This is a genomic window from Gemmatirosa kalamazoonensis, from assembly GCF_000522985.1.
Classification (GTDB): domain Bacteria; phylum Gemmatimonadota; class Gemmatimonadetes; order Gemmatimonadales; family Gemmatimonadaceae; genus Gemmatirosa; species Gemmatirosa kalamazoonensis.
The window spans coordinates 1-20,392 of sequence record NZ_CP007130.1 but is presented as its reverse complement, the minus strand read 5'-3'; the positions used below and the strand labels follow the sequence as shown (position 1 = coordinate 20,392).

Here is a 20,392-nt window from a genome sequence, read left to right as displayed (position 1 = left end):
CCATCGCACACCGAGAATCACGCATGGCCACGCGGCCCATCGGCATCATCATGAACGGCGTCACCGGACGCATGGGGCTGAACCAGCACCTGGTCCGGTCGATCCTCGCGATCCGCGAGCAGGGCGGCGTACCGTTAGGCGACGGCGACGCGCTCATGCCGGATCCGATCCTCGTCGGACGGAACGAGGGGAAGATCCGCGCGCTCGCGGAGCGGTACGGCGTCGCGCGATGGTCCACGGACCTCGACGCGTGCCTCGCGGACGCGCGCGACCCGATCTACTTCGACGCGACGCTGACGAGCGCGCGGGCCGACAACGTGCGCCGCGCGATCGCCGCCGGCAAGCACGTCTACTGCGAGAAGCCGCTCGCCACGAGCACCGCCGAGGCGCTGGAGCTCGCGCGGCTCGCGCGCGACCGCGGCGTGAAGCAGGGCGTGGTGCAGGACAAGCTGTTCCTGCCGGGGATCCTCAAGCTGAAGCGCCTCATCGACGGCGGCTTCTTCGGCCGCATCCTCAGCGTGCGCGGCGAGTTCGGGTACTGGGTGTTCGAGGGCGACTGGGCGGGGCAGCCCGCGCAGCGGCCGTCGTGGAACTACCGCGCCGAGGAGGGCGGCGGGATCATCGTCGACATGTTCGCGCACTGGCGCTACGTGCTCGATCACACGTTCGGCCCGGTGAAGGCGCTGCAGTGCTACGGGGCGACGCACATCCCGGAGCGCGTGGACGAGCGCGGGCGGCGCTACCGCGCGACGGCCGACGACGCCGCGTACGGCACGTTCGAGCTCGAGGGCGGCATCGTCGCGCAGTTCAACTCGTCGTGGGCGGTGCGCGTGTACCGCGACGAGCTGCTGTGGCTCCAGGTGGACGGCACGCACGGCAGCGCGGTGGCCGGGCTGCGCGGCTGCAAGTCGCAGCACCGCGCGAACACGCCGAAGCCGGTGTGGAACCCGGACATCCCGAACCCGTTCGACTTCTTCGAGCACTGGCAGGAGGTGCCGGACAACGGGACGTTCGACAACGCGTTCAAGGTGCAGTGGGAGGCGTTCCTGCGGCACGTCGCGGTGGACACGCCGTTCCCGCACGACTTCCTGGAGGGCGCGAGAGGCGTGCAGCTCGCCGAGCTGGGGTTGCAGTCGTGGGCCGAGCGCCGCTGGCTCGACGTGCCGGAGCTGACGTTAGGCGGGGCGCCGACCGAGGCCCGGGGGACGGGCGTGGGCGCGTATGCCTGAGACGCTGCGCCTTCCCACCGACGACGGCGCACTCGCCGCCTACACGCTGCGCGAGCCGACGTCGTGGCCGCGCCCCACGGGGCCGTTCCAGCAGCGCATCGCGTACGCCGCCGCGCACGTCGTCGCCGATCCGCTCGCGACGCGGGATCCGCTCGCCGACCAGGCGATCGACTGGGACGCGACGCTCGCCTTCCGCCGGCATCTCTGGTCGCTCGGCTTCGCGGTGGCGGAGGCGATGGACACGGCGCAGCGCGGCATGGGGCTCGGCTGGGACGCGGCGCGCGAGCTGATCGCGCGCTCGATCGCCGAGGCGCGCGCCGAAGGGGGCACCGTGGCGTGCGGCGCCGGCACGGACCACCTCGTGCCTAACGAATCGGTCACGCTCGACGACGTGTCGCGCGCGTACGAGGAGCAGGTGGGCTTCGTGGAGGGGCACGGCGGCCGCGTGATCCTCATGGCGAGCCGCGCGCTCGCCCGCGCGGCGCGCTCGGCCGACGACTACCGCCGGGTGTACGGACGCGTGCTGTCGCAGGTGCGGCAGCCGGTGATCCTGCACTGGCTCGGCGACATGTTCGACCCGCAGCTCGCCGGCTACTGGGGCACGCGCGACGTGAGCGCAGCGATGGCGACGTGTCTCGACGTGATCGGCGAGCACGCGGCGAAGGTGGACGGGATCAAGATCTCGCTGCTCGACGCCGACGCGGAGATCGCGATGCGGCGGCGGCTGCCGGCGGGCGTGCGCATGTACACGGGCGACGACTTCAACTACGACCGCCTCATCGCCGGCGACGAGCACGGGCACAGCGACGCGCTGCTCGGCATCTTCGACGCGATCGCGCCGGCGGCGTCGGCCGCGCTGCAGGCGCTCGACCGCGGCGACCGCGCGACGTTCGACTGCGCGCTCGCCCCGACGGTACCGCTGTCGCGCCACATCTTCCGCCGCCCGACGTACGCGTACAAGACGGGCGTCGTGTTCCTCGCGTGGCTGAACGGGCACCAGTCGCACTTCCGCATGATTGGCGGCGCCGAGAGCTGGCGCTCGGTGCCGCACCTCGCGGAGCTGTTCCGGCTGGCCGATGCGGCGGGGCTGCTGCGCGACCCGGGGCTCGCGGCGACGCGGATGCGGCAGGTGCTCGCCGTTGCGGGGATCGAGGCGTGAGGAACGGCATCACGCATCATGTTCATCGCGTTACCATCATCTCCATAGGCCCTAGCGACTCGGTGCTACGCCCTCTGCAAATCATGGTAGCGCAATGGAAATGATGCGTCTCAGCTTCAACCAGGCCACCGCCGAACGGGCCTCGCTGCCGGAGGTGGTGGAGGCGTGCGCGCGACACGGGATCCCGTACGTGTCGCTGTGGCGGCACAAGATCGCGGAGACGGGGCTCGACGTCGCGGTGCGGCTGGTGCGCGACGCGGGGCTCACGGTGTCGAGCGTGTGCCGCGGCGGGATGTTCCCGGCGGCGACGGCGGAGGAGCGCGCGCGGCGCATCGAGGACAACCTGCGCGCGGTCGACGAGGCCGCGGCGTTAGGCGCTGAAGTGCTCGTGCTCGTGTGCGGCGCGGCGCCCGACAAGGACATCGGCGCGGCACGCGCGATGGTGGCCGACGGCATCGCCGCCGTGGTGCCGTACGCGGCCGAGCGCGGGGTGACGTTGGGCATCGAGCCGCTGCATCCCGCGTTCGCCGGGGAGCGGTCGTGCATCACCACGCTGCGTGAGGCGCGGCGGCTGGCCGAGCACTTCCCACGGGGCATCGTGGGCGTCGTGGCCGACGTCTATCACATCTGGTGGGATCCCGAGCTGTACGAGGAGCTCGACGCCGCGGCGCCGCGGCTCGTGGCGTATCACGTGAACGACTGGCTCGTGCCGCAGACGAACGTGCTGCTCGGCCGCGGCATGATGGGCGACGGCGTGATCGACCTGGCGCGCATCGGCGCGGCGGTGGAGCGCGCGGGCTACATGGGGCCGATCGAGGTCGAGATCTTCAACGAGGCCGTGTGGGCGATGCCGCTCGACGAGCTGCTGCCGCTCGTGAAACGGCGGTTCGTCGAGCACGGTTGACCGCACGCGTGCGTTTGCCGGGGATCGCGTCGTCGGCTAGCTTTCCAGCGACGCCCGAACGAACCCCGTACTACGAGGGCGGCGTCGAACGGCCCTGATGGCCCACCGCAGCTCCGTCGTGCCCCGCACTCTCGTCATCGTCGAATCGCCGAACAAGGCGAAGAAGCTCGCCTCGTTCCTCGGCTCCGACTACGTCGTGAAGGCGTCGTTCGGCCACATCGCCGACCTGCCGCCGAAGGAGTACGGCGTCGACCTCGCCACGCTCGAGGAGTCGTACGTGCTGCGCGGCAAGGGCGCCGACGTCGTGAAGGCGCTGAAGGGCGACGTGAAGGCGGGGCGCTTCGACGCGGTGCTGCTCGCCTCGGACCCCGACCGCGAGGGCGAGGCGATCGCGTGGCACCTCGCGAAGCGGCTCGGCCTCCCGGCGCGCGCGTCGTCGCGCATCGAGTTCCGCGAGATCACCGAGAGCGCGGTCAAGCGCGCCGTCGCGCAGCCGCGTGCCATCGATGCACGGCGCGTCGACGCGCAGCGCTCGCGGCGCGTGCTCGACCGCATCGTCGGCTTCGACTGCTCGAAGGAGATCTGCTGGCCGGCGGGGGCGCAGAGCGCGGGCCGCTGTCAGACGCCGGCGCTGCACATGCTGTGCGAGCGCGAGCGCGAGATCCTGGCGTTCGCCGCGCGGACGTACTGGACGCTCGAGGCGCAGTACGCCGAGGGGTTCACGGCGTTCGTCCCCGCCGCGCAGGACTCTGGACTCGGGACTCGGGACTCGGAACTCGGGGGGGACGAGTCCCGAGTCCCGAGTCCAGAGTCCCGCCTCGTCCCGAAGCAGTTCGCGTCGCGCGAGGAAGCCGAGGCCACCCTCGCCGAGTCGCGCAGGCACGCGCACCAGGTACGGAGCGTGGAGGCGCGTCGCACCGAGCGGCGCCCCCCGCCGCCGTACACGACGTCGACGCTGCAGCAGGACGCCAGCCGCAAGCTGCGGCTCTCGGCGAAGCAGGCGATGGACGCGGCGCAGGCGCTGTTCGAGGCGGGGATGATCACGTATCACCGCACCGACTCGACGCGCGTCGGCGACGAGGCGGTGGACATGGCGCGCGCGTTCATCGGCGCGCACCATCCCGAGGCACTCCCCCCGAGCGCGCCGCGCGCGCGCGCGAAGGCCGGCGCGCAGGACGCGCACGAGGCGATCCGTCCGACCAAGCTCGCGCCGAACGGCGAGAGCGCGCCGGCCCAGGCGAAGCAGCTCTACGACATGATCCGCGCGCGCTTCCTCGCGTCGCAGTCGAAGCCGGCCACGTTCGACCGCACGACGGTGATGATCGACTCCGGCCCGGTGCCGTGGGCGGCCGAGGGGTCGGTGCTGCGCGACCCGGGGTTCCTCGTGTTCTGGGGCCCGTACACACGGCAGGAGGACGTGGAGCTGCCCGCGCTCGCCCCGGCGCAGGTGCTGTCGCCGACCGACCTGCTCGTGCACGAGAAGCAGACGACGCCGCCAAGCCGCTACGACCAGGGCGCGCTGATCAAGAAGCTCGAGACGAGCGGCGTGGGCCGGCCGGCGACGTTCGCGAGCATCATCGCGACGCTGCTGGAGCGGCAGTACGTGCAGGAGATCGCCGGCGGACGCGGGAAGAAGTTCCTGCAGCCGACCGAGTTCGGCATGCAGGTCGACGGTCTGCTGTCGCACGCGTTTCCGGAGCTCGTCACGGAGCGCTACACGGCCGACATGGAGGGCCAGCTCGACGCGATCGAGCGCGGCGACGCGACGCGCCCGACGTACCTGCGCGCGTGGTACGACGCGTTCCGCGAGGCGATGCGGCGGGCGCACGCGTTAGGCGCCGAGTACCGCGCCGCCCACGGGCTGCGCGCGCGCGGGCGCGCCGATGGCACCGGCGGCGGGCGCGGCGAGGAGACGACGACGCGCTGCGACCGATGCGGCGAGGCGAACTACCGCAAGATCGCGCGCAAGACCGGCAAGGGGAGCTTCCTCGCGTGTCCCGCGTGCCGCATGACGCGCGACGTGCGCGCGAAGGTGCGCCCCGGCGCGTGCCCCACGTGCGGCTCGGCGCTCATCGAGAAGAAGATCGGCAAGAAGGCGCCGTTCTGGGGATGCGTGCGGTACGGGGCGGACCCCGATCCGTGCACGTATGCCGACTGGACGGGAACGGCGGAATCGAAGAAGGCGGCATCGAAAGCGGCAGCGCGAACGGCGGGATCGAAGAAGGCGGCGCTCCGGCGCGAGGCGACGGACAAGACGTGCCCGAAGTGCGGCGCGGCGAAGCTCGGGATCCTCACGCCCGACGATCCGGCGGCGGGCGCGCCGTTCTACGCGTGCGAGGACCGCAAGTGCCGGTTCCGCCTCCCCGTCGGCGCGCGGCGGCGGAAGGCGGGGTGCCCGAAGTGCGGCGGCGTGGTGCTCGAGCGGTGGGTCACGCCGGACGCGACGGCCGTACCCGCGGAGGCGGTGTGGCGGTGCGCGAAGCACCCGACGTGCGACTACGAGGCGGCCTGGGTCTCGTCGGTGGCGTGAGCGGCGGCGCGCATCGCCGTCCACAACGCGTCCACGTGCGCACGCTCCGTCGGGTACGCGCCGATCGACACGCGCACCATCCACCGCCCGTCGAGCATGGCCGGCGTGAGGTACGCCTCGCCGGAGCGGTTGACGCGCTCGACCCACGCCAGCGTGTGCCGGTCGAGCGCGTCGCCGTCGAGGCCCGCGGGCGCGTGGCGCACGCACAGCGTCTGCAGCGGGGCCGGGGCGAGCACGCGCCAGTCGCGGTCCGCGCGCACCTGCGCCTCCAGCCACCGCGCGTTCTCGAGGTCACGGCGCAGGCGAGCCCGCAGCCCTTCCACTCCCTGCTCGCGCACGAGGCACCACAGCTTCAGCGCGCGGAAGCGGCGGCCTAACGGAATCCCCCAGTCGCGGAAGTTCTTCACCTCCGCGTCGGCCGAGGAGCGCAGGTAGCTCGGGTTCGTCGACATCACGCGCACGAGGTGCTGCGGGTCGCGCACGAAGTACAGCGTGCAGTCGAACGCCGCGCCGAGCCACTTGTGCGCATTGACGATGAGCGAGTCGGCGCTCTCCACCCCGTCCCACATCCAGCGGCACTCGGGCAGGATCATCGCCGACCCGGCCATCGCCGCGTCGACGTGCAGCCACACGCCGTGCGCGCGCGCGACGGCGGCGATCGGCGCGAGCGGGTCGAGCGCGGTGGTGGTGGTCGTGCCCGTCGTCGCGACGACCGCGCATGGGCGCATCCCGGCCGCGACGTCGCGCGCCATCGCCTCGGCCAGCGCGTCGGGTCGCATGGCGTACGCGGCGTCGCATGGTATCAGACGCAGATGCGCTCGCCCGAAGCCGGCGAGCAGCGCGGCCTTCTGCACCGAGCTATGCGCCTGCTCGGAGAAGTACACGACGAGCGGCGCGGCGCCCGTCTCCTGCAGCCCGCCGCGCGCCTCGGAGAAGTCGGACGCGCGCTCGCGCGCGCAGAGCAGCGCCACGAGCGTGCTCGTCGACGCGGTGTCCTGGATCACGCCGCTCCACGCGTCGGAGAGGCCTAACATCCGGCGCGCCCAGTTGCACGCGACCTCCTCGAGCTCCGTGAGCGCGGGACTCGACTGCCACGAGAGCCCGAGCACGCCGAGCCCCGTGCTCAGGAAGTCGCCGAGCACGCTGGCGAGCAGGCCGTTCGACGGGAAGTAGCCGAAGAAGCGCGGGTGCTGCCAGTGCGAGAGTCCCGGCACGATCACGCGCTCGACGTCGCGCAGGATCGCGTCGAACGGCTCCCCGCGCTCCGGCGGCTCGGCGGGGAGCGCGCGGCGCACGTCGCCCGGCGCGACCTGCGCCATCACGGGGTGGCGCTCGACGTCGCGGCGGTAGTCGGCGATGAAGTCGACGAGCCGGTGCGCCTCGGCGCGGAACTCTTCGGGGGTCATGCGCGGTGGTGAAGGCGTTCGGGGGGCGCGCGCGATAGGCTTCGAACCACAGTCTAGCTCACGGCGTCTCACGAACGTATGCGCATACACCTCATCGCTCTCGTGCCGCTCGCGGTGCTCGCCCACGCGCGTGCCGCTCGCGCGCAGCTCGTCGTCGAGCCGGACCGGCCGGTGGGACCGCCGCTCGCGTACCCGGTCGTCGAGCCGCATCTCTCGACCGCGCCGAGCGACCCGCGTCGACTGGTCGTGGGTGCGATGGTGCCGCTCTCCGCGGACGACGGGAGCATGGACTGCATGGCGCTGGCGAGCACCGACGGCGGGCGATCGTGGACCGTGACGCGGTTGGGGCTGAGCGGCCCGACGGGGTGCGGCGACGCGTGGACGGCGGCAACCGGCGACGGATCGGCGCTGCTGTCGTACGGCGCCGACAGCCTAACGGTCGTGCGCCGCTCGGCCGACGACGGCCGGACGTGGAGCGCGCCGAGCCTCGCCGTGCCGGGATGGTTCGATCACGCGATGCTCGCGGCACGCGGCGAGACCGTGTACCTCGTCGGCTCCGCGCGACGGCGCGATCCGGGACGGCGGCCGCGTCCCGCGGTGTACGTCGCGCGGTCCACCGATGGCGGCCGCACGTTCGTCGAGCGGTGTCGGCTCGTGCTCACGAACGTCGAGCAGGAGGCCATCACGCCGCTCGTGCTCGCGGACGGCGCGCTCGTCGTCGGCACGATCGACCACGGCGACGCGAGCGGGCGGCGGCTGGAGCGGCGACGCGCGTGGCTCGTCGTCTCCGGTGACTCCGGCGCGACGTTCACCGAGCCGCTGCTGATCGCCGAGTCGTGCTCGCGCACGCGCAACACGGCGTGGCCGTCGCTCGCCGCGTCGCCGCGGCGCGACGCGGTGCCGGAGCGGCTGTTCTTCACCTGCGAGGCGAACGGCAACCACGGCGTGCTGTTCGCGCGCTCCGACGACCGCGGCGAGCGCTGGACGCCCGTGCGTCGCATCGACGGCGGCGCCGACTCGGCGTGGGCGAAGACGCCGACGATGGCGGTGAGCGCGAGCGGCGTGCTCGCGGTGACGTGGGTGGACGCGCGCGACGACGCGACGGGGCGCTGCTGGCACCTCTACGGCACGGCGTCGCGCGACGGCGGCGCGACGTTCCTGCCGGCGCAGCGGTTGTCGAGCGCCGCGTCGTGCCCGACGGCGGCGGCGAGCGGCGCCGGCGTGGTGGATCGGTTCCCGTCGGGCGGCGAGTATCACGGGCTCGCGGCGGTCGGCGCGAGCGAGTTCGTCGCGGTGTGGCCCGACGCGCGCGACGGGATCTTCCGTCTGCGCTCGGTGCGCTTCCGCGTGCCGGAGCGCTGAGCGTGCTCGCTCGACCGGTCACGGGCGTGATCCTCGCCGGCGGTCGCGCGACGCGCTTCGGCGGCGCGCCGAAGGGGCTCGCACGCGTCGGCGGCGAGCGGATCGTCGATCGCATCGCGCGCGCGCTGCGTCCGGCGTGCGACGAGCTGCTGCTCGTCGCGAACGACGAGGACGCGCGCGCGTGGCTTCCCGACGTGCGCGTGGTGCGCGACGTCCGCCCCGCGCTCGGCGCGCTCGGCGGGCTGCACACCGCGCTGACGCACGCCCCCGACGCGGCGCTCGTCGTCGCGTGGGACATGCCGTTCGTCACATCGGCGTTGCTGCGCGAGCTGCGCGACCGCGAGCGCGCCGACGTCGACGCCGTGGTGCCGCGCGGCCCGGACGGGGCGGAGCCGCTGTGCGCGCTCTACACGCGCGCCTGTCTCGGCGCCGCCGAGCGGCTGCTCGACGCAGGGGAGCGGCGCGCCCGGGCGCTGGCCGAGTCCGTGCGCACGGCGTGGCTCGACGCCGACGAGGTGGCGCGCCACGGCGATCCCGCCGTCCTGCTGCTGAGCGTGAACACCCCCGAGGACCTCGCCGCCGCCGAGTCGCTCTCCCGCGACGAGGGGCGCATCGTATAGTTCACTCATGAGGCAGGAGCGCGTGATCGAGGTGCCGATCGACCGCGTCCGCGGCGACGAGCGGCGGGAGGAGCTGGACGTGCTCGCCGTGGAGGAGCCGCTCGAGATCCGCGTGCAGCTCGGGCGCCACGCGGCCGGCCCGCCGCGCACGCTCTCGGTGACCATGCGTACGCCCGGCGGCGACCTCGAGGACGCCGAGCTCGCGGTGGGCTTCCTCGTCGGCGAGGGCGTCGTGCGCGGCCGCGCCGAGGTGCTCGACGTGCGACGCTGCGGCCCGGTGTCGCGTCCCGTGCCTAACGCGATCCGCGTCACGCTCGGCGGCGCCCCCGACCTGTCGCGGCTCGACCGACACGTCGTCACCACGTCGGCGTGCGGCGTGTGCGGCAAGACGTCGATCGACGCGCTGCGCCCGATCCCCACGTGGCCGCTCGCGGCGGGCGAGCCCGGCGTCGATGCCGCCGTCGTGCACCGGTTGCCGGCGGCGCTGCGCGACGCGCAGGCGGTGTTCGCGCGCACCGGCGGTCTGCACGCGGCCGCGCTGTTCGCCGCCGACGGCACGCTGCTCACGCTGCGCGAGGACGTCGGGCGGCACAACGCGGTCGACAAGGTGGTCGGCGCCGAGCTGCTCGCCGGGCGGCTCCCGGCGCGCGACCGCGTGCTGCTCGTGAGCGGGCGCGCGAGCTTCGAGCTCGTGCTGAAGGCGGTGATGGCCGGCGTGCCGGTGCTCGCCGCGGTCGGCGCGCCGTCGAGCCTCGCCGTATCGCTCGCCTCGGAGAGCGGCCTAACGCTGTTGGGCTTCGTGCGCGACGGCCGCTTCAACGTCTACGCGGGCGCCGGCCGGGTGCGCGGCGCCGTCGTCGGATCCTCAGCCATGTCACTCCCATGAAGCTCCGCATCAAGGGGAACACGCTGCGCGTGCGCCTGACACAGCGCGAGATCGCCCTGCTCGACGAGTCCGGCCGGGTGGAAGAGGAAGTCGCGTTCGCCCCCGGGGTCGCGCTGCACTACGCGGTCGAGGTGCGCGAGGGGCTCGACGCCGCGCGCGCGGACCTCGACGGCTGCCGCCTACGGGTCGCGCTGCCCGACGCCGCCGCGCGCCGCTGGATCACGAGCGACGACGAGGGCATCGAGGTGGAGCAGCCCAACGGATCCGCGGAGCCGCTGCGCATCGCGGTGGAGAAGGACTTCGCGTGCCTGCATCGGCCGAGCGAGGACGCCGACGTCTTCCCGAATCCCGCCGCGGCGACGTACGGATGACCGACGACCGCGGCGTCCGCGCGCAGCCACCGGAGGAGGATCTCGACGCCATCCGCGTCGGCGCGCCCGCCGACGTCGCGGCGGGGCTGCCCGGCATCACCGTGAGCCTGCGCTACGCGCGCGACGAGATGGGCACCGCACGCGCGGTGCGGACGCTCCGCCGCGTGAACCAGAAGGGCGGCTTCGACTGCCAGTCGTGCGCGTGGCCCGATCCCGACGGGCCGCGCCACGTGGCCGAGTTCTGTGAGAACGGCGCGAAAGCCGTCGCGTGGGAGGCGACGACGCGCCGCGCGACGCCGGAGGTGCTCGCGCGCTACACGGTGTCCGAGCTCTCCGACCACAGCGACCACTGGCTCGGCGAGCTGGGACGGCTCACCGAGCCGATGCTGCTGCGCGAGGGCGCCGATCGCTACGAGCGCGTGAGCTGGGACGACGCGTTCGCGATCGTCGCCGGGGAGCTGCACGCGCTCGCGTCGCCCGACGAGGCCGCGTTCTACACGTCCGGCCGGACGAGCAACGAGGCCGCATTCCTGTGGCAGCTGTTCGCGCGGCAGTTCGGGACGAACAACCTGCCCGACTGCTCGAACATGTGCCACGAGTCGAGCGGCGCCGCGCTCGGTGAGACGATCGGCGTTGGCAAGGGCACCGTCACGCTCGAGGACTTCGCGCGCGCCGACGCGATCTTCATCGTCGGGCAGAATCCGGGGACGAATCACCCGCGCATGCTCGCCACGCTGGAGCAGGCGAAGCGGCGCGGCGCGACGATCGTCGCGATCAACCCGCTCGTGGAGACGGGGCTGAAGCGGTTCAAGCACCCGCAGGACGTGCGCGACCTGCTCGGCCGCGGCACGCCGCTCGCCGACTTCCACCTGCGCGTGCGCGTGGGCGGCGACGTGGCGGTGCTGCAGGGGATCGGCAAGGCGGTGCTCGATCGTGGCGCGATCGACCAGGCGTTCGTCGCGGAGCACACGCACGGCTTCGACGCGTACGTCGAGGCGATCCGCGACACGCCGTGGGACGCGATCGTGGAGGCGGGCGGCGTGCCGCGCGGCGACATCGAGCGCGCGGCCGACGTGTTCGCGCGCTCGCGCCGCACCATCACGTGCTGGGGGATGGGGCTCACGCAGCACGTGCACGCGGTGGCGAACATCCAGGAGATCGTGAACCTGCACCTGCTGCGCGGGCAGATCGGCGTGCCGGGCGCGGGGCTCTGTCCGGTGCGCGGCCACAGCAACGTGCAGGGAGACCGCACGGTCGGCATCACGGCGTGGCCACGCGCGGCGTTCCTCGACGCGTTAGGCAGGGAGTTCGGCTTCACGCCGCCGCGCTCCGCGGGGCTCGACACCGTGGACACGATCCACGCCATGCACGCCGGCCGCGTGAAGGTGCTCGTCGCGATGGGCGGCAACTTCCTGCAGGCGACGCCGGACACCGAGTACGTGGCGCAGGCGCTCCGCCGCTGCCGGCTCACGGTGCACGTCGCGACGAAGCCGAACCGCGCGCACCTCGTCGCCGGCAGGCGCGCGCTGCTGCTGCCGTGCCTCGGCCGGTCGGAGCGCGACGGGGACCGGTTCGTGAGCACCGAGAACTCGATGGGCGTCGTGCAGATGTCGCGCGGCACGCTGGACCCCGCGTCGCCGCACCTGCTGAGCGAGCCGGCGATCGTCGCGCGGCTCGCGCGCGCCGTGCTGGGCACGCGGACCACGGTCGACTGGGAGGGCATGGCCGCCGACCACGATCGCGTGCGCGACGCGATCGAGCGCGTGATCCCGGGGTTCGCGGACTACAACGTGCGCGTGCGGCAGGACGGCGGGTTCCATCTGCCCAACGCGGCGCGCGAGCGGCGGTTCGTCACGGCGACCGGACGCGCGCACTTCACGACGCACGCGCTGCCGCGGATCGAGCTCGCGCCCGACGAGCTGCTGCTGACGACGGTGCGCAGCCACGACCAGTTCAACACCACGGTCTACGCGCCGAACGATCGCTACCGCGGCATCCGCGGCGGGCGCCGAGTGCTGTTCATGCACGTCGACGACATGCGCGCGCGCGGGCTCGCGGCAGGCGCGGCGGTGGACGTCACGAGCACCTGCGAGGGGCGCGTGCGGCGCGCGCGGCGGTTCCGCGTGGTGCCCTACGACATCCCCGCCGGCTGCGTGGCGGCGTACTTCCCGGAGACGAACGTGCTCGTGCCGGTGGAGCGCACGGCGGAGCGGAGCAACACACCGATCTCGAAGTCGGTGCCCGTTCGCGTCGAGCCGGCGAGCGCCGGCGCGCGGTGACGCGCCGGCGCGCCAGGCCTCACGGCGCCTTCGTTCCCTCGACGCGCAGGTGCAGCACGGAGTCGGGACGCGTCGTCTTGTAGTGCGCGGTGGACGTTCCGGTGAGGCGGTCGCCCTGCCGCCGGAACGCGCCGTCGGTGGTGACCTGCATGCCCTTGCGGCGCACGCTCGCGTACGGTCCCGCGTGCACGGTGATGCTGTCGCCGGACGCCATGGCCTTCACGGGGACCTTCAGGCCGTTCGGGAACTGCAGCGTCCACGTGGAGTCGGCGGTCGCCGTCATCACGTAGGTGGTCGCGGTGGTGTCGCCGCTGTCGGGCACGGCGCGCATGTTCCACTTCCCGGCGACGTCGGCGAGCGTGAGCGGCGCCGGGGGCGGAGGCGTGGGGGCGGCCACCGCAGCGGGCGTGGTCGTGTCGGCGGCGGTCGAGTTCGCGGCGGTGTCCTTCTTCGCGCAGGCGACGGCGGCGACGAGGCAGAATACGGCTAGGTGCGTGAGGCGGCGCATGCTTCCCTCCGAGGTGCATCTCGTGGGACGGCGGTCCGCGCCCGGATGTCGGGTGGGACCGCGAACTTACCGCGACCCGAGGCCGCCCGTCAGAGGCAGCGGCGGAAGCAGCCGTTCCGGATTCGTCTCCAGCGCCGCGCGCTTGAGCGACGCCGCGTAGGGCAGCGCGAGGAACTGGTCGACGTTGCGCCGCATGCCGGTCACGCCGGGGCTCGGCCAGTCGCTCCCCCAGAGCAGCTTGTGCTCCAGCTCCGCGAGCTTCGGGAACCACTCGGGGAGCAGCTTCGGCGGGATGCCGGAGAGGTCGAACCACACGTTCGCGTGCCGCCGCAGCACGAAGAACGCCTCGCGCATCCAGAACGGACGGCCGCCGTGCGCGAGCACGATGCGGAGATCCGGGAAGTCGATCGCGACGTCGTCGATCTCGAGCGGGTTGCCGTACTTGCACCGCGCGCGCGGGAACACGCTCGTGCCGGTGTGGATCAGCACCGGGATGCCTAACGCCTCGCAGCGGCGGTAGATCTCGGCCTGCGCGTCGAGCCCGTCGGCGTAGGCGTTCGCCGGGAGCGCCTGATGGTTCGGGTGCACCTTCAGCATCCGCATGCCCATCTCGACCAGCCGGTCGACGTCGCCCGCGGGATCGGTGGTGTGGCGCGGGTGTACGCCGCCGTACCACATCATGCGGTCTGGCGCCGACTCGGCGTACCGCGCCGCGTGCAGGATCGTGCGCAGGTCGGTGCCCATCACCTCCGGCGCGGGATAGTTCACGAGCCCCACGCGGTCGATCCCCTCGGCGTCCATGATCTCGAGCAGCAGCCGCGGGTCGTACATGACCTCCACGAGCCGCTCGAAGTCCTGCCCGCGGCGCAGCACCTCCAGCACGTCGTCGCGCAGCTCGCGCCACGGGTGGATGTGGATGTGGCAGTCGGTGACGCGGATGCCGTCGATCACTTCAATCGGGAAGAACGGCCGTCGCCTCGATCTCGACCTTCGCGCGCTCCTCGACGAGCGACGACACGAACAGCACCGACATCGGTGGGTAGTGCAGGCCGAACAGCTCGCGGTAGGCCGCCCCGACGTCGCGGCGCGACGCGAGAAACGCGGCGCGGTCGGTGACGAACCAGGTGAGACGCACGAGATGGCGCGGCTGCGCGCCCGCCTCGTCGAGCAGGCGCGCGACGTTCGCCAGCGCCTGCCGCACCTGCGTCGCGAAGTCGTCCGTCTCGAACGCGGCGGTCTGTGGGTTCCAGCCGATCTGTCCGGCGAGCACCACCAGCCGGCCGCTCGCCACGATCCCGTCGGTGTAGCCGCGCGGCGCCGCCCAGTCGCGTGGGCGGAGCGGTACGGAATCGGACCCCGTCATGCGCGCGGCTCCCCTCCCCGCAGCCGGTAGCGCTGCAGCTTGCCGGTGGACGTGCGCGGCAGCGAGTGCGCGAACTCCACCGCGCGCGGATACTTGTACGGCGCGATGCGCGCCTTCACGAACTCTTGCAGCTCCGCCGCCATCGCCGCGCCCGCGTCGTGCGCGCCGCGCAGCACGACGACCGCCTTCACGATGTGCCCGCGCTCCTCGTCGGGCACGCCGATCACCGCGCACTCCGCCACCGCGGGATGCTCGAGCAGCACGTTCTCCACCTCCGGGCCCGCGATGTTGTAGCCGGCGGACACGATGATGTCGTCGGTCCGCGCCTGGTACCAGAAGTAGCCGTCCGCATCGCGCCGGTAGGAGTCGCCGGTGAAGTTCCATCCGTCGCGCACGTACTCGCGCTGTCGATCCGGGTTCGCGAGATAGCGGCACCCGGTCGGACCGCGGACGGCGAGATGACCGACGGTGCCGTCGGGCACCTCGTCGCCGTCGTCGTCCACCACGCGCGCCTCGTAGCCCGGAACGACCCGGCCCGTGGAGCCCGGGCGGATGTCGGCGCCCGACGCGCTGATGAAGATGTGCAGCATCTCCGTCGCGCCGATGCCGTCGATGATGTCGAGCCCCGTCGCGGACTTCCACGCGTCGAACACGCTGCGCGGCAGCGTCTCACCGGCCGACACGCACTTGCGCAGGCTCGACACGTCGTGCTCGCCCAGCATGCCGCACATCGCGCGATACGCGGTCGGCGCGGTGAAGCACACCGTCGGCCGGTGCTCGGCGATCGCCTTCGCGAGGTGCGGCGGCGACGCCTGCTCCAGCAGCAGCGCGCTCGCGCCGACGCGCAGCGGGAACAGGAGGAGCCCGCCCAACGCGTAGGTGAAGCCGAGCGGCGGCGAGCCGCAGAACACGTCCTCGGCGTCGGGCTGCAAGACGTAGCGCGGGAAGCAGTCGGTGATCGCGAGCACGTCGCGGTGCTCGTGCATCGTGCCCTTGCCCTGCCCCGTGCTCCCCGACGTGAACGCGATGAGCGCGATGTCGTCGGCCGCCGTGTCGCAGTTCCCGAACGTCGACGGCGCGCGGCGCATGAGGCGCTCGAGCCCGGAACCGTCGTCCGTGCCGTAGCACGTCACGGTGCCGATGCCGGCGAACGCGGCGTCGCACTCGGGTGCCACGCGCGCGTCGCTCAGCGCGATGTGGACGTTCGCCTTCTCGGCGATGTAGTGGATCTCGCGCTCGCGCAGCAGCGGCATCGTGCAGACCACGACGCCGCCCGCCTTCGCGACGGCGAGCCAGCTCGCGGCGAGCATCGGCGCGTTCGGCCCGCGCAGCAGCACGCGGTTGCCGGGCACGAGCCCGAGGTCGTTCACGAGCACGTTCGCGATGCGGTTCGACGTCTCCAGCAGCTCGGCGTAGGTCCAGCGGCCGCCGGGCCAGCGCAGCGCCACGCGGTCCGCGTGCCCCGTCGCGACCATGCGGTCGAGCAGCTCCGCGGCGCAGTTCAGCCGCGCGGGATACGCGAGCTCCGGCACGCCGGTCCAGTCGCGCACCGGCCACAGCTCGCGCGGCGGGAGGTTGTCGGCGCAGAACGTGTCCACGTGACCGGTGGTCATCGCTCGATCGGGTTCGCGTGGGCCTCCAGGATCTGCTGCGCGATCACGAGCTGCTGCACCTCGGTGGTGCCCTCGTAGATGCGCAGCGAGCGGATCTCGCGGTAGAGCCGCTCCACCGGATGCCCGCTCGTCACGCCACGGCCGCCGAGCAGCTGCACCGCGTCGTCGATCACGCGCTGCGCGGCCTCGGTCGCGTACATCTTCGCCATCGCCGCTTCCCGCGTCACGCGCGCGGCGCCGCCATCCTTCGTCCACGCCGCGCGGTAGACGAGCAGCGCGCTCGCGTCGATCTCCGTCGCCATGCGCGCCAGCCGTGCCTGCGTGAGCTGATGCTCGGCCAGCGCCTTGCCGAAGATGCGCCGCGCCGCCGCGAACGCGAGCGCCTCGTCGAGCGCGCGCCGCGCGAGGCCGAGCGCCGCCGCCCCGACCGTGGTGCGGAAGACGTCGAGCGTGCCGAGCGCGACGCGCAGCCCCTTCCGGGGCTCGCCGACGACGCGGTCCGCGTCGACCCGGCAGCCGTCGAAGCGCACGGTGCCCAGCGGGTGCGGCGCGATGGTGTCGATGCGCGCGGTCACCGAGAACCCCGCGTCGTCCGGCGTGACGAGGAGCGCGACGTACGCGCGCTCGGCATCCGCGACGCGGCAGAACACCACGTACTGGTCGGCGATGCCGGCGTTCGAGATCCACGTCTTCTCGCCGTCGATGATCCACGCGTCGCCGTCAGGACGCGCGACCGTGCGCATCGCGGCGACGTCGGATCCGGCGTCGGCCTCGGAGATCGCGAACGCCGCGATCGCCTCGCCCCGCGCGACGCGCGGCAGCCACCGCTCGCGCTGCGCCGCCGTGCCGTAGAGCGAGATCGGCCCGCTGCCGAGCGCCTGCATCGCGAATGCGAACTCGGCCAGCGCGTCGACGCGGGCGAGCGTCTCGCGAACGAGGCAGAGCGTGCGCACGTCGAGCGGCGGCACGGCGTGGCCCAGCCAGCCCGCGTCGCCCAACCGGCGCACGACGTCTCGGCACGCCGCGTCGACGTCGCCGTGCTGCGCCGGCAGCTCGCGCTCGGCCCACGCGTGCAGCTCCGCGGCGAGCGCGCGGTGGCGGTCTTCGAAGAACGGCCAGCCGAGCGTTTCCACAGGCAGGCTTCCTCGCAGCTGGAAAGATTCCACGACGTGGGGTTTCAATTCAGTGAATTCCGAGAATTCGTTGAATGAGAACACGCCGGAGTGGAGTCGTGAATGCGACGACGCCGCACGTCAGTCGCCTCGGAAGTCCGGGGCGCGCTTCTCGACGAACGCGTGGTACGCGCGCTCGAAGTCCTCGTGCCGCATGCACGCCGCCTGCTCGCGCGCCTCGTGGTCGATGGCCGACTCGATGTCCATGTCCCACTCCTCGTGCAGGCAGCGCTTCGTCACCGCGTGCGCGGCCGCGGGGCCGTCGGCGAGCGACCGCGCGAGCGCGAGCGCGTCGTCGAGCAGCGACTCCGGCGCCGCGAGGCGATTGTAGAAGCCGCACTGCTGCGCCTCGTCGCCCTTCATGTCGCGGCCGGTGAGGAGCAGGTCGGTCGCGCGCCCGAAGCCGATCATGCGCGGCAGCATCGCGCACGCGCCCATGTCGGCGCCGGAGAGCCCGACGCGCGCGAACAGGAACGCGACGCGGCTGCGCGCCGTGCCGATGCGCAGATCGCTCGCCATGGCGAGGATCGCGCCCGCGCCCGCGCACGCGCCGTCCACCGCGGCGACGATCGGCAGCGGGCAGGCGCGCATCGCCTTCACGAGGTCGCCCGTCATGCGCGTGAACGCGAGCAGCCCGGCGTCGTCGCCGGCGCGCTTCATGGCGACGAGCGGGCCGATGATCTCGTGCACGTCGCCGCCGGAGCAGAAGTTGCCCTCCGCGCCCGTGAGCACGACCGCGCGCACGTCGCGCGCCTCGCGCAGCGCGACGAACGTGTCGGTGAGCTCGCGATAGGATTCGAACGTGAGGGGATTCTTGCGCTCCGGGCGGTCGAACGTGACGACGCCGACGCGTCCCTCGACTCGCCACGCGAAGTGGTGCGGCCAGATGTCGCTCACGGCATCTCTCCTCCGGCGATCGGCAGCGCCACGCCGCTCACGGCGCCCGCCTCCGGCCGGCAGAGCCAGAGGACGGCGCTCGCGACCTCCTCCGGCGTGATGAGCGAGCCGCGCGGCACCGTGCCGACGATCATCGCTCGCGCGTCCTCCTCCGACTTGCCGAGTGCGCGCACCACGTTCGACACCGCGTGCTCGGTCATGTCGGTCGCGACGTAGCCGGGGCACACGGCGTTCACCGTCACGCCGTGCTTCGCCGTCTCGGCGGCGAGCGCGCGCGTGAGGCCGACCACGCCGTGCTTCGACGCGCAGTACGCGGACATCGTCTTGTAGCCGCGGAGCCCCGCCGTCGACGCCACGTTCACCACGCGGCCGGCGCGCGCCCGCAGCATGGCGGGCAGCACCTGCTGCGTGCAGGTGAACACGCCCGTGAGGTTCACGGCGAGCGTGCGGTCCCACAGCTCGCGCGACGTCGCGCCGAACGGAGCCGCCTCCGCCATGCCGGCGTTGTTCACGAGCACGTACGCGTCGCCGCGCTCGTCGCGGGCGCGCGCGAAGCAGGCGCGCACGCTCGCCTCCTCGGCGATGTCGCACTCGAGCGCCGTCACCTGCGCGCCGAGCGCCCGGAGGCGCTCGGCCTGCTGGTCGAGGCGCGCGGTGGAGCGCGCCAGGATGGTGAGGTCGGCGCCGGCGCGGGCCAGCTCGGCGGCGATCGCGGCGCCGATGCCGCGGCTGCCGCCGGTCACGATCGCGTGCTTGCCGCGCAGGTACGGGTCGTCGTTAGGCATGTCGAGGGTCTCCCGGTCCGTCATCGTCCGCCGGCGCGTGCGCGCAGCTCGCGGTCCCAGTGCTGCACGAGCACGAGCTCCTGGCCGCGCTCCTCGACCGGGCGGACGAGGACGAACCCCGCGCCGCCGGGCCGCACGTCGTAGTCCCCCCACCCGGCGATCGGCCGCTCGCCACCCGACGTGGCCAGCACCTCGCGACGCTCCGTCACCGCGAGCGACCCGCTCGCCGCCGCGACCGCGGCGGCGAGGAGGCCGCCGCTCGTCTCGGACTCCTGATAGAACAGCCGCCGCCCGTCCGACGCCCACGTCGGCGCGATGCCGCCCGCCGCGGAGATGCGCACGCGCCGGTCGAGCGCGGGGTATGCGCGGACGTACACCTCCAGCTGCCCCGTCTCGTCGGAGCTGTAGGCGAGCCAACGGCCGTCGGGCGAGACCTGCGGGTCCTCGAGGTCGAACGGCGAGCGCAGGAGCGGCGCGCCCGCGGCACCGCCGGCGGAGTCGAGGCGCACGCGCCAGATCTCGTGCCGCCGGGTGCGCTGGTCGATGGCCTCGAAGATCACGGCGCGTCCGTCGTCGACGTACGACGGCGGCGATTGGATGCGGACCCCCTCGGGCGCGGCGTAGAGCCGTTCGGCCGCGCCGCTGCCGTCGCCGGACACCGTCCAGATCTCCGACGGTCCGCGCACGGGGTTCTGCACGTAGACGAGCCGCGTCCCGCCGGGCGCCCACGCGACGTAGCGCACGAGCTGTCCGGCGGTGAGCCGGCTGGGTGTTTCCGACCCCACGTCGTAGACCCACACGTCGGCCGTCGGCGCGTCGGCGCCGCCCGCTTCGGCCACGACGACCGCGACGCGCCGCCCGTCGGGCGACACGTGCGGGTCGAAGAAGCCGCGCGTCTCCGGGAACGTCGCGGTGATCGCGCCGCCGGCGTCGGTGATCGCCAGTCGGCGGCCCGGCACGCCGCGCGTGTACACCAGCGAGCCGTCGTCGGCGAGCGACGCGTTCAGCCCGACGGTCGTCCGGAACGTCAGCCCCTGCGCGAGCGTCACCGACGTCGTCCCGACCCGTCGGCGCCGCGCGTCGAACGGCACCGCCGCGATGCTCCCCGTGACGCCGTCGCGCCGCTCGACGAGGAGCCACGCGCCGCGGGTGCCTAACGGCGCGTATGCGCTCACGTCCAACGGCGTGGTCTCGCCCGTCGCCAGCGACACGAGGCTCAGGCTCGCGGGATTCGCGGCACCGGAGCGAGAGACGGCGTACACGAGCGACGTTCCGTCGGGGAGCGGCCGGGGCATCAGTGCGACACCT

18 protein-coding genes are annotated in these 20,392 nt (G+C 73.3%); 9 read left to right on the top strand and 9 right to left on the bottom strand.

The features are described from left to right. Positions 1–23 precede the first annotated feature (23 nt). The 4 genes from J421_RS28045 to topA all read left to right on the top strand — a co-directional run bounded on the left by J421_RS28045 (position 24) and on the right by topA (position 5,822). Positions 24–1,229: a Gfo/Idh/MocA family protein gene (locus J421_RS28045; protein WP_025414435.1), complete on the top strand. Its 1,206-nt coding sequence runs from the start codon at positions 24–26 to the stop codon at positions 1,227–1,229. Continuing rightward, a complete protein-coding gene (locus tag J421_RS28040; protein ID WP_025414434.1) occupies positions 1,222–2,388 on the top strand; it encodes a dihydrodipicolinate synthase family protein in 1,167 nt (388 codons plus the stop codon). Before J421_RS28045 ends, J421_RS28040 begins: the two co-directional genes overlap by 8 nt. A 94-nt stretch (positions 2,389–2,482) precedes the next feature. Continuing rightward, on the top strand, positions 2,483–3,292 hold the full coding sequence (locus J421_RS28035; protein WP_025414433.1) for a sugar phosphate isomerase/epimerase family protein: 810 nt from the start codon (positions 2,483–2,485) through the stop codon (positions 3,290–3,292). A 118-nt stretch (positions 3,293–3,410) separates the two neighbouring features. Further along, complete coding sequence (gene topA, locus J421_RS28030) at positions 3,411–5,822, top strand: type I DNA topoisomerase (protein ID WP_158508946.1); 2,412 nt, start codon at positions 3,411–3,413, stop codon at positions 5,820–5,822. Here topA and J421_RS28025 read toward each other — a convergent pair. Then, positions 5,789–7,228, bottom strand: coding sequence for a pyridoxal phosphate-dependent decarboxylase family protein (locus J421_RS28025; protein ID WP_025414431.1), 1,440 nt, complete (start codon positions 7,226–7,228; stop codon positions 5,789–5,791). The genes topA and J421_RS28025 overlap by 34 nt on opposite strands. Before the next feature lie 78 nt (positions 7,229–7,306). On the opposite strand from J421_RS28025, the gene J421_RS28020 reads away from it, so the two are divergent. Genes J421_RS28020 through J421_RS28000 form a run of 5 tightly spaced genes read left to right on the top strand, consistent with a single transcriptional unit; the run spans position 7,307 to position 12,746 of the window. Further along, the gene (locus J421_RS28020) at positions 7,307–8,590 is read left to right on the top strand and encodes a sialidase family protein (RefSeq protein WP_025414430.1); all 1,284 of its coding nucleotides are present in this window, start codon (positions 7,307–7,309) and stop codon (positions 8,588–8,590) included. 2 nt (positions 8,591–8,592) lie between these two features. Further along, positions 8,593–9,210: a molybdenum cofactor guanylyltransferase gene (mobA, locus tag J421_RS33215; protein ID WP_158508944.1), complete on the top strand. Its 618-nt coding sequence runs from the start codon at positions 8,593–8,595 to the stop codon at positions 9,208–9,210. Between the two features lie 7 nt (positions 9,211–9,217). Further along, the gene (gene fdhD, locus J421_RS28010) at positions 9,218–10,096 is read left to right on the top strand and encodes a formate dehydrogenase accessory sulfurtransferase FdhD (RefSeq protein ID WP_025414428.1); all 879 of its coding nucleotides are present in this window, start codon (positions 9,218–9,220) and stop codon (positions 10,094–10,096) included. Further along, positions 10,093–10,467 (top strand): DUF7009 family protein, encoded by a 375-nt coding sequence (locus J421_RS28005; protein ID WP_025414427.1) that lies wholly within the window; start codon positions 10,093–10,095, stop codon positions 10,465–10,467. Before fdhD ends, J421_RS28005 begins: the two co-directional genes overlap by 4 nt. Next, a complete protein-coding gene (locus J421_RS28000) occupies positions 10,464–12,746 on the top strand; it encodes an FdhF/YdeP family oxidoreductase (RefSeq protein WP_025414426.1) in 2,283 nt (760 codons plus the stop codon). Before J421_RS28005 ends, J421_RS28000 begins: the two co-directional genes overlap by 4 nt. Positions 12,747–12,765: 19 nt before the next feature. Here J421_RS28000 and J421_RS27995 read toward each other — a convergent pair whose 3' ends face one another. The 8 genes from J421_RS27995 to J421_RS27960 all read right to left on the bottom strand — a co-directional run bounded on the left by J421_RS27995 (position 12,766) and on the right by J421_RS27960 (position 20,379). Beyond that, positions 12,766–13,254: a hypothetical protein gene (locus J421_RS27995; protein ID WP_025414425.1), complete on the bottom strand. Its 489-nt coding sequence runs from the start codon at positions 13,252–13,254 to the stop codon at positions 12,766–12,768. A gap of 66 nt (positions 13,255–13,320) precedes the next feature. After that, complete coding sequence (locus J421_RS27990; RefSeq protein ID WP_025414424.1) at positions 13,321–14,205, bottom strand: amidohydrolase family protein; 885 nt, start codon at positions 14,203–14,205, stop codon at positions 13,321–13,323. Between the two features lies 1 nt (position 14,206). Beyond that, positions 14,207–14,617: a RidA family protein gene (locus J421_RS27985; RefSeq protein WP_025414423.1), complete on the bottom strand. Its 411-nt coding sequence runs from the start codon at positions 14,615–14,617 to the stop codon at positions 14,207–14,209. After that, on the bottom strand, positions 14,614–16,230 hold the full coding sequence (locus J421_RS27980) for an AMP-binding protein (RefSeq protein WP_025414422.1): 1,617 nt from the start codon (positions 16,228–16,230) through the stop codon (positions 14,614–14,616). Before J421_RS27980 ends, J421_RS27985 begins: the two co-directional genes overlap by 4 nt. After that, positions 16,227–17,363: an acyl-CoA dehydrogenase family protein gene (locus J421_RS27975; RefSeq protein ID WP_025414421.1), complete on the bottom strand. Its 1,137-nt coding sequence runs from the start codon at positions 17,361–17,363 to the stop codon at positions 16,227–16,229. The genes J421_RS27980 and J421_RS27975 overlap by 4 nt, the downstream gene beginning before the upstream one ends. A 120-nt stretch (positions 17,364–17,483) precedes the next feature. After that, on the bottom strand, positions 17,484–18,299 hold the full coding sequence (locus J421_RS27970; RefSeq protein WP_025414420.1) for an enoyl-CoA hydratase family protein: 816 nt from the start codon (positions 18,297–18,299) through the stop codon (positions 17,484–17,486). Beyond that, the gene (locus J421_RS27965; protein WP_025414419.1) at positions 18,296–19,084 is read right to left on the bottom strand and encodes an SDR family NAD(P)-dependent oxidoreductase; all 789 of its coding nucleotides are present in this window, start codon (positions 19,082–19,084) and stop codon (positions 18,296–18,298) included. The genes J421_RS27970 and J421_RS27965 overlap by 4 nt, the downstream gene beginning before the upstream one ends. A gap of 20 nt (positions 19,085–19,104) precedes the next feature. Beyond that, positions 19,105–20,379, bottom strand: coding sequence for a TolB family protein (locus J421_RS27960; RefSeq protein WP_104023421.1), 1,275 nt, complete (start codon positions 20,377–20,379; stop codon positions 19,105–19,107). Positions 20,380–20,392 lie beyond the last annotated feature (13 nt).

Bases quoted from the DNA above. Each gene is read 5' to 3' on its own strand.
- J421_RS28045 (WP_025414435.1), top strand. From the start codon at position 24: ATGGCCACGCGGCCCATCGGCATCATCATGAACGGCGTCACCGGACGC.
- J421_RS28040 (WP_025414434.1), top strand. From the start codon at position 1,222: ATGCCTGAGACGCTGCGCCTTCCCACCGACGACGGCGCACTCGCCGCC.
- J421_RS28035 (WP_025414433.1), top strand. From the start codon at position 2,483: ATGGAAATGATGCGTCTCAGCTTCAACCAGGCCACCGCCGAACGGGCC.
- J421_RS28025 (WP_025414431.1), bottom strand. From the start codon at position 7,228: ATGACCCCCGAAGAGTTCCGCGCCGAGGCGCACCGGCTCGTCGACTTC.
- J421_RS28020 (WP_025414430.1), top strand. From the start codon at position 7,307: ATGCGCATACACCTCATCGCTCTCGTGCCGCTCGCGGTGCTCGCCCAC.
- fdhD (WP_025414428.1), top strand. From the start codon at position 9,218: ATGAGGCAGGAGCGCGTGATCGAGGTGCCGATCGACCGCGTCCGCGGC.
- J421_RS28005 (WP_025414427.1), top strand. From the start codon at position 10,093: ATGAAGCTCCGCATCAAGGGGAACACGCTGCGCGTGCGCCTGACACAG.
- J421_RS28000 (WP_025414426.1), top strand. From the start codon at position 10,464: ATGACCGACGACCGCGGCGTCCGCGCGCAGCCACCGGAGGAGGATCTC.
- J421_RS27995 (WP_025414425.1), bottom strand. From the start codon at position 13,254: ATGCGCCGCCTCACGCACCTAGCCGTATTCTGCCTCGTCGCCGCCGTC.
- J421_RS27985 (WP_025414423.1), bottom strand. From the start codon at position 14,617: ATGACGGGGTCCGATTCCGTACCGCTCCGCCCACGCGACTGGGCGGCG.
- J421_RS27980 (WP_025414422.1), bottom strand. From the start codon at position 16,230: ATGACCACCGGTCACGTGGACACGTTCTGCGCCGACAACCTCCCGCCG.
- J421_RS27965 (WP_025414419.1), bottom strand. From the start codon at position 19,084: ATGCCTAACGACGACCCGTACCTGCGCGGCAAGCACGCGATCGTGACC.
- J421_RS27960 (WP_104023421.1), bottom strand. From the start codon at position 20,379: ATGCCCCGGCCGCTCCCCGACGGAACGTCGCTCGTGTACGCCGTCTCT.